This window comes from Rhizobacter sp. P2_H3 (assembly GCF_056403355.1).
In genome coordinates this window covers 1-7,950 of record NZ_JBFUFQ010000252.1, presented here as the reverse complement: position 1 = coordinate 7,950, position 7,950 = coordinate 1, and the positions used below count along the sequence as shown (strand labels likewise).

Sequence of the window (7,950 nt, the reverse complement as noted above, 5' to 3'; positions counted from 1 at the left end):
TGCGCAAGCTGATCCCGCAGTTCGGCGAAGGCCGGCTGCAAAGCCGCGGCGATGCGTTCACCACGCTCGCGCGCTCGATCGTCGGCCAGCAGAGTTCGGTGGCGGCCGCGCAGGCCTCGTGGGAGCGCGTGGCCGCGCTGCTCGACGGCGGCTCGCAGCGCATCCAGCCGGCGGCGGTGCTGGCGATCGAATCCACGCAGATGCGCGAGGCCGGGCTGTCGGCACGCAAGGTCGACTACCTGGTCGACCTGGCGCAGCATTTCGAGGCCGGCAGCGTGCATGTGCGCCAGTGGCAGCAGATGGACGACGAGGCGATCGTCGACGAGCTGGTCGCGATCCGCGGCATCGGCCGCTGGACCGCCGAGATGTTCCTGATCTTCCACCTGATGCGCCCGAACGTGCTGCCGCTGGACGACCCCGGCCTCATCAAGGGCATCAGCCACAACTACTTCAGCGGCGAGCCGGTTTCAAGGGCCGAGGCCCGCGAAGTGGGCGACGCCTGGGCGCCTTTTCGCTCGGTGGCCACATGGTACATTTGGCGCAGTCTCGACCCGCTTGCCGTGGCATATTGACGGCCCGCAAGCCAGCCCCCATCGTTGGGCAGGGCATCCTCCTTCAAGAACAGGGATCAAGATAAATGAGCAAACGCCATTTCCTTGAATTCGAGCAACCCATTGCCGAACTCGAAACCAAGATCGAAGAGCTGCGCTACGTGCAAAGCGAATCGGCCGTCGACATCTCCGAAGAGATCGACCGCCTGGGCAAGAAGAGCCAGCAGCTCACGAAGGATGTCTACGCCAGCCTGTCGCCCTGGCAGGTCACGCAGATCGCCCGCCATCCGCAGCGTCCGTACACGCTCGACTACATCAGCGAGATCTTCACCGACTTCCAGGAACTGAAGGGCGACCGCGCCTTCGCGGACGACCAGTCGATCGTCGGCGGCCTGGCGCGCTTCAACGGCCAGGCCTGCATGGTGGTGGGCCACCAGAAGGGCCGCGACACGAAGGAACGCGCGGCGCGCAACTTCGGCATGTCGCGCCCCGAGGGCTATCGCAAGGCGCTGCGCCTGATGAAATTGGCCGAGAAGTTCGGCATCCCGGTGTTCACACTGGTCGACACGCCGGGGGCCTACCCGGGCATCGGTGCCGAGGAACGCGGGCAATCGGAGGCGATCGGCCGCAACATCTTCGAGATGGCGCAGCTCGAGGTGCCCATCATCTCCACCATCATCGGCGAGGGCGGCTCCGGCGGGGCGCTCGCGATCAGCGTCGGTGACCAGGTGCTGATGCTGCAGTACTCGGTGTACTCGGTGATCTCGCCGGAAGGCTGCGCGTCGATCCTGTGGAAGACCTCGGAGCGCGCCTCCGATGCCGCCGAAGCGCTGGGCATCACGGCGCATCGCCTGAAGGCGCTCGGCCTGGTCGACAAGATCGTCAACGAGCCGGTCGGTGGCGCGCACCGCGACACCAAGCAGATGGCCTCGTTCCTGAAGCGCGCGCTGAACGACGCGTTGCGCCAGGTCAGCGACCTGAAGCCGAAGGAACTGCTGCAGCGCCGCTACGAGCGCCTGCGCGCCTACGGCCGCTTCAGCGACACCAAGGACCACTGACCTCGCCGTGGCGACGTTGGCGCCGAAGCGCGTCGCGGTCGCCTACAGCGCGGGCCGCGATTCGACGGCCCTGCTGCATGCCACGCTGCATGCGGCACGCGGCACCGGCGTCGAGGTGCTCGCCCTCCATGTCCACCATGGGCTGAGCCCGCATGCCGATGCGTGGCTCGCCCACGGACAACGGCAATGCGCGCGCTGGGCGCGCCTCGGCTTGCCGGTGCGCTTCATCGTGCATCGATTGAGCGATGCGCCGCGCGGCGGCGACAGCGTCGAGGCGTGGGCGCGGCAGGCGCGCTACGGCGCGTTGCGCGCGATGGCACTGGAGGCGCAGGCGGGCATCGTGCTGCTGGCCCATCACCGGCGCGACCAGGCCGAGACGCTGCTGCTGCAGGCGCTGCGCGGCGGCGGCGTCGCGGGGCTGGCGGGCATGCCGCGCCGCATCGAACGCGACGGCATGGTCTGGGAGCGTCCCTGGCTCGATGCGCCGCGCGAGGTGATCGAGGCTTATGTGCGCCGGCATCGGCTGCGCTTCATCGACGACGACAGCAACAGCGACGAGCGCTTCGCCCGCAACCGGCTGCGGCGCGCGGCGTGGCCGGCGATCGTCGACGCCTTCCCGCAGGCCGAGGCCTCGCTCGCGCAGTCGGCGCGCTGGGCGCAGCAGGCGGCGGCAGCGCTCGACGAACTGGCGGCGATCGATCTCGAACGCGTGGCCGATGCGCGTGGCCTCATCGTGACCGAGTGGCGCATGCTCAGCGAAGCGCGGCAATCGAACGCGCTGCGCGGCTGGCTCGCGTCGATCGGCCAGCCGGCGCCGGCGAGCCTCGTGCTGCGGCTGCAGCACGAGCTGGGCGGGCAGGGCGCCTGGCCGGCGAGGGGGGGCGAGTTGCGCGTGCACCGCGGCCGCCTTGGCTTCGTGGCATCGCTGCCGACCCCTGCGGGAACTCCGGAACGCGAATCGGCGTTGAGCATCCGCCGCGCCGGCCGCCACGCCTTGCCGGGCTGGGGCGGCGAGCTCGTCGCGACGCGCGTGAAGCACGACGGCATTCCGCTCGCATGGCTGGGCGCGCTCGTGCTGCGCGCACGCGAAGGCGGCGAGCAATTCCAGGCCGGCCTCGGCCGGCCGCCGCGCAGCCTGAAGAAGCAGTACCAGGCGGCAGCGGTGCCGGCATGGGACCGCGACGGTCCGCTCGTCTGGAGCGGCGGGCAACTGCTCTTCGTGCCGGGCCTCGGCATCGACGCCCGCGTGATCGGCTTGCCGGGGCAGGCGCAGGTGAGCCTGGCCTGGCGGCGCATTCCGCGCGGTTAAAATGCCCGGTTGCGATCGACTCGCGACCCTTTTCTCCACTCGCGGCAAGACCTCTTTCATGGCACTCATCGTTCACAAGTACGGCGGCACCTCCATGGGCAGCACGGAGCGCATTCGCAACGTCGCGAAACGCGTTGCCAAATGGGCCCGCGCCGGCCACCAGATGGTGGTCGTTCCTTCGGCGATGAGCGGCGAGACGAACCGCCTGCTCGGCCTCGCGAAAGAGCTGTCGCCGGCCTCGCCGACCACGGCGATCGACCGTGAACTCGACATGATCGCGTCGACCGGCGAGCAGGTCTCGGTGGGCCTGCTGTCGATCGCGCTGCAGGCCGAGGGGATGCAGGCCGTCAGCTACGCCGGCTGGCAGGTGCCGGTGCAGACCGACAGCTCGTACACGAAGGCGCGCATCCAGAGCATCGACGACGCCCGCGTGCGCGCCGACCTGGCGCAGGGCAAGGTGGTGGTCATCACCGGCTTCCAGGGCATCGATGCCGACGGCCACATCACGACGCTCGGCCGCGGCGGCTCGGACACCTCGGCGGTGGCGGTCGCAGCCGCGATGAAGGCCGACGAATGCCTGATCTACACCGACGTCGACGGCGTCTACACGACCGACCCGCGCATCGTTCCCGATGCACGCCGGCTGCACACCATCAGCTTCGAGGAGATGCTCGAGATGGCGAGCCTCGGCTCCAAGGTGCTGCAGATCCGCTCGGTGGAATTCGCCGGCAAGTACCGCGTGCCGCTGCGCGTGCTGTCGAGCTTCACGCCGTGGGACATCGACATCACCGAGGAAGCGCGCTCGGGCACCCTGATCACCTTTGAGGAAGACGAGAAAATGGAACAAGCCGTTGTGTCGGGCATCGCGTTCAACCGCGACGAGGCCAAGATCACCGTGATGGGCGTGCCCGACAAGCCGGGCATCGCGTACCAGATCCTGGGCCCGGTGGCCGACGCGAACATCGACGTCGACGTGATCATCCAGAACATCTCGCACGAGGGGAAGACCGACTTCTCGTTCACCGTGCACCGCAACGACTACACGCGCACGATGGAGCTGCTGAAGAACACCGTGCTGCCGAAGACCGGCGCCGCGCAGGTGATGGGCGACACCAAGATCTGCAAGGTGAGCATCGTCGGCATCGGCATGCGCTCGCATGTGGGCGTGGCGAGCAAGATGTTCGGCTGCCTGAGCGAAGAGGGCATCAACATCCAGATGATCACCACCAGCGAGATCAAGACCAGCGTCGTGATCGACGAGAAGTACATGGAGTTGGCGGTGCGCGCGCTGCACAAGGCGTTCGATCTGGAGCAGGCCACCGCCTGAAATCGTCAAAACTGCGGCTAGAATCGCAGTCTTCGCCGGAGTCGTGACCGAGTGGCCGAAGGTGCTCCCCTGCTAAGGGAGTATGTGGGCAAAACCTGCATCGAGGGTTCGAATCCCTCCGACTCCGCCAGACCTGTGATCAGCGAGATTCGTTGATCGCCATCAAAGCCCCGCCAACCTCGTGTTGCGGGGCTTTTTTGTATGAACGAAACCAACCCCTACGCCCCGCCCAAGGCAGAAGTTTCCGATGTGACACTGAGCTTCAAGGGCTCGCGCATCGATGCGCTGAAGGTGTCCGACGCCTGGAAGACACGCTTCCGCCTGATCGAGCGCGCGGGCGGCGCGAAGCTGCCGAACCTCAAGGCGCTGTCCTTCGGCCAACGGATGAAGGTCATGTTCAACGTGCTGGCCTTCCTCTTCGGGCCGCTCTACTACCTGACCAAGGGCCTGTGGAAGAAGGCCCTCGTGCTGTTCGCGATCTGCGTGGTGGTCGTCGTGGTCGCCGACCTGGTGATGGGTGACCGGTTCGGCAACGCGATAGGGATTGCCACCGGCGCCTTGTTCGCCATTCGCGCCAACATCGACGTCTACAAGAAGATGGTGCTGGGCGACGACGGTTGGTGGTGAGGGCCGGCCGGCCACCAGCGGCGCAGCGCTTCGCCGATGCCTTCGGTGCCGTCACCATCGCCCACCCAGGCGATGCAGGCATCGGGGCGGATCAGCATCGACGGTCCCGTGTCGATGGCGACGCAACGGATCCTCTGTGTGGCGGCGCCAACGAGCGTGCAAGCCCCGCCGTCCGCTGACGCATCGAGCAGCACGCCGCTGCCGTCCTGCATCAGCTCGTAGAGCGACGAGGCCTCGCCCTCATCGCGTCGAAGCGGCCTGTCACCGATCAGGCGCCCGACCTCGTCGTGCGGCGACCCGAGGTCGTAGCGGGTGAACAGGCCGCTCGTCATCTCGCCGATGAAGCGGTTGACGTCGTCGAGCTGCATCAGCTTCGCGAACAGGTCCCGCATCGCACCCGCCTGCGGGTCGGGTCGCATGATCGCGACCTGGGCCAGCGTGTTCGCGAGGACGGCCTCGGCCACGGGCCGGCGCTCGGCGGTGTAGGTGTCGAGCAGGCTGTCGGCCATCTCGCCACGAACGACGGCGGCGAGCTTCCAGCCGAGGTTGGCGGCATCCACCAGCCCGAGGCCCAGGCCCTGGCCACCGAACGGCGTGTGGATGTGCGCGGCATCGCCGGCCAGCAGCACCCTGCCTCGGCGGTAGGTGTCGACCTGCCGCGTGTTGTCGGTCCAGCGGCTGGCGCTGGCCAGCGCCTTCACGCGAACGTCCACGCCGCTGATGCGGCGCAGCACGCCTTCGAGCTGGTCACGCGTGACCGGTGCCTCCCGGTCCTCGGGCGGACCGGTGAAGTCCAGCATCACCAGCCGGCCGGGCAGGGGCCCGCAGGAGAACACGCCGCCCGGGGTGCGATGCCAGCCGATCGGCACCAGGCGCTCGGGATGGTCGATCTCGGCGACGGCCTGGTAGAAGGTGGACGACGGCGGCGTTCCGGGGAAGGCGAAGCCGGCCAGCTTGCGGACGAGGCTGCGCCCGCCGTCGCAGCCGACGAGCCAACCGCAGCGGATGCGGCCTGCGCTCGTCGATGATTGCCACGCCACGTCGACGCCATCGTGCTGCTGCGCAAGACCGGTGAGCTCGCAGCCGCGGCGCACCTCGATGCCCAGCGCGCGGGCGCGCTCGCCCAGCATGGTTTCGACGCCCTGCTGATCCACCACGTGGGCCCGCCGTCCGGGCTCTTTCTGCGCATCCCTGCGGATCAGCGGCAGGCCGGCGAAATGCCCGCTGAACTTCGAGTTCGGCCCTCGCTTCGGGGCCCCGGCCTGTTCGATGAACGGCGCCATCGCCGCGACGTTGCGCGCTTCCTCGGCGGCGATGGCCGGGGCCATGCCACGGCGCTGCAGCGCCTCGATGCCCAATGGCCCGATCCCGCCGGCCTTCATCGCGGTGCTCACGACGGTCAGCCGTTCCAGCACCACGACGTGCACACCACCCAGGGTCAATTCGATCGCGGTCAGCAGCCCGACCGGACCAGCCCCCACCACCACGACATCGATGGATTCATCCATGTTTCTCATTCAATGTGTACTCAGTATAGTAAATGTACTGAGTACAATGAGACCATGTCAATCCCACCCGATCGACGCTCCCGCAAGCGACTCGCCACGCGACAGGAGATCTCCAACGCCGCCACGCGCCTGTTCCTCGAACGGGGCTTCGATCGCGTGACGGTGGACGAGATCGCCGCCGCCGCCGACGTCGGCCGGATGACGGTCTTCAATCACTTTCCGCGCAAGGAGGACATGTTCTTCGACCGCGACGAGGAGATCCGCGAGGCCCTGCGCGACGCCTTGCGGCAGCGCGACCCCGGCATCGCGCCGATCGAGGCCTTGCGCCTGCTCGCGCATCGGCTGGTCGAGGCACGCAGCCCCTACCTCGAGTTCTCCGCTGCCAGCCAGGGCTTCATCGAGACGATCGAGGGCAGCGAAACGCTGAAGGCACGGGCGAGGGCGTTGCGCGACGAGATCGCAGAGGTCGTGCGGGTGGCGTTGATCGAATGCGCAGGCTGTGAGCCCGACGATCCGGATGCCCACCTGGCGGCCGACCTGCTGCTCGCGACCTGGACCGTGGCCCTCATCCAGGCCCACCGCAGCTTTCGGCAGCACGGCGATGCGATGGAAGCGAAGGCCGCCTTCCTCGCGATCGTCGACAAGGGCAGCCTCGGTCTCCGGGCCGCGATGGCCGGCACGCCTTGCGCGTGAGCCGTCTCTTCACATCGACCCTTGCGCCCGTGCGCGCCAGAAATCGGCATCGAACAACTGCCTCGCGCCGGTCCGCTCGTTGACCATCCAGAACTGCCGCCCGTCGGCACTGAGCCCGCCGACCTCGCCGGTGTGGCGCCCCGCGACGACGCGCCGCCCGAGCGCATTGGCCGGGAAGCCCGGCTGCCGCGCCAGCTCGATCAACGGCACCGCCGCGCGCGCATCGCCGGCCAGCCGCATCCGCTGCACGATCGGCGCAAGCAGCGGGTTGGCGGCATCGGCCGGCGACAGGTAGACCAGCACCTTGGCCTGCGCGCGGCTGAGCGCCACATTGACGAGACGCTGCGCCTCCTCGGTCTGCAGGAAGGGCTGGGCACCATCGGCCGGGTCGAACAGCACCACCGGTGCCTCGCTGCCCTGCGCGCGGTGCACGGTGCTGACCTTCACCGCCTCGGGCACGCCGCGCGCGCGCAGCCGCTGGCGGATCAGCGCGCGCTGCGCGCGGAACGGCGTCAGCACGATCAGTTCGTGCGGCTGCCACGCACCGCTCGCCAGCGCGCCGGCCACCGCCTCGGCGATCGCGTCGGCCGATTCGCGCCGGATCGGCCCGCGCTCCGCGGCTGACCAGGCGCCATCGGTCTTCAGACGGTGCACGTGCACATGCGTGTCGGCATCGATCGCACCCAGCGCCCGCCGGCGCGCCGCCAGCCAGCCGGGCGCGGCCTGCGTGTCGGCCGCCACGCGCAGCGACCCGTCGTAGAAGAGATCGCTGACCAGTTCGCTGATCGGCCCGGCCATGCGCGACTGCTCGTCGAGCAGCACCACCGACGGGCCCGCGCGCGGCATCTCGGCAAAGGCCGAGCGGCCCAGCCAGCGC

At 68.7% G+C, this 7,950-nt stretch carries 8 protein-coding genes and 1 tRNA gene; 7 read left to right on the top strand and 2 right to left on the bottom strand.

Features of this window, described 5'->3' with window-relative positions; translation table 11 throughout:
• From AC1D1T_RS27710 to AC1D1T_RS27685, 6 genes are all read left to right on the top strand, one after another.
• On the top strand, positions 1–572 hold a 572-nt coding region (locus AC1D1T_RS27710; protein ID WP_477992884.1), incomplete at its 5' end, for a DNA-3-methyladenine glycosylase family protein.
• 65 nt (positions 573–637) lie between these two features.
• Complete coding sequence (locus tag AC1D1T_RS27705; protein WP_047508869.1) at positions 638–1,609, top strand: acetyl-CoA carboxylase carboxyltransferase subunit alpha; 972 nt, start codon at positions 638–640, stop codon at positions 1,607–1,609.
• Positions 1,610–1,616: 7 nt separating this feature from the next.
• Positions 1,617–2,918, top strand: a complete 1,302-nt coding sequence (tilS, locus tag AC1D1T_RS27700; RefSeq protein WP_477845057.1) for a tRNA lysidine(34) synthetase TilS — start codon at positions 1,617–1,619, stop codon at positions 2,916–2,918.
• A 58-nt stretch (positions 2,919–2,976) separates the two neighbouring features.
• The gene (locus AC1D1T_RS27695) at positions 2,977–4,245 is read left to right on the top strand and encodes an aspartate kinase (protein WP_047508874.1); all 1,269 of its coding nucleotides are present in this window, start codon (positions 2,977–2,979) and stop codon (positions 4,243–4,245) included.
• Between the two features lie 37 nt (positions 4,246–4,282).
• Positions 4,283–4,375, top strand: a tRNA-Ser gene (locus tag AC1D1T_RS27690).
• A gap of 119 nt (positions 4,376–4,494) precedes the next feature.
• A complete protein-coding gene (locus AC1D1T_RS27685) occupies positions 4,495–4,872 on the top strand; it encodes a DUF2628 domain-containing protein (RefSeq protein ID WP_477842732.1) in 378 nt (125 codons plus the stop codon).
• Here AC1D1T_RS27685 and AC1D1T_RS27680 read toward each other — a convergent pair.
• Complete coding sequence (locus AC1D1T_RS27680) at positions 4,833–6,380, bottom strand: FAD-dependent monooxygenase (protein ID WP_477992883.1); 1,548 nt, start codon at positions 6,378–6,380, stop codon at positions 4,833–4,835. The two genes, AC1D1T_RS27685 and AC1D1T_RS27680, sit on opposite strands and share 40 nt — an antisense overlap.
• 54 nt (positions 6,381–6,434) lie before the next feature.
• Between AC1D1T_RS27680 and AC1D1T_RS27675 the strand changes: the two genes are divergently transcribed.
• The gene (locus AC1D1T_RS27675) at positions 6,435–7,073 is read left to right on the top strand and encodes a TetR/AcrR family transcriptional regulator (RefSeq protein ID WP_477828863.1); all 639 of its coding nucleotides are present in this window, start codon (positions 6,435–6,437) and stop codon (positions 7,071–7,073) included.
• Between the two features lie 9 nt (positions 7,074–7,082).
• Here the strand turns inward: AC1D1T_RS27675 and AC1D1T_RS27670 are convergent.
• A partial coding sequence (locus AC1D1T_RS27670; protein ID WP_477992882.1) for a C-terminal helicase domain-containing protein occupies positions 7,083–7,950 on the bottom strand: 868 nt, incomplete at its 5' end.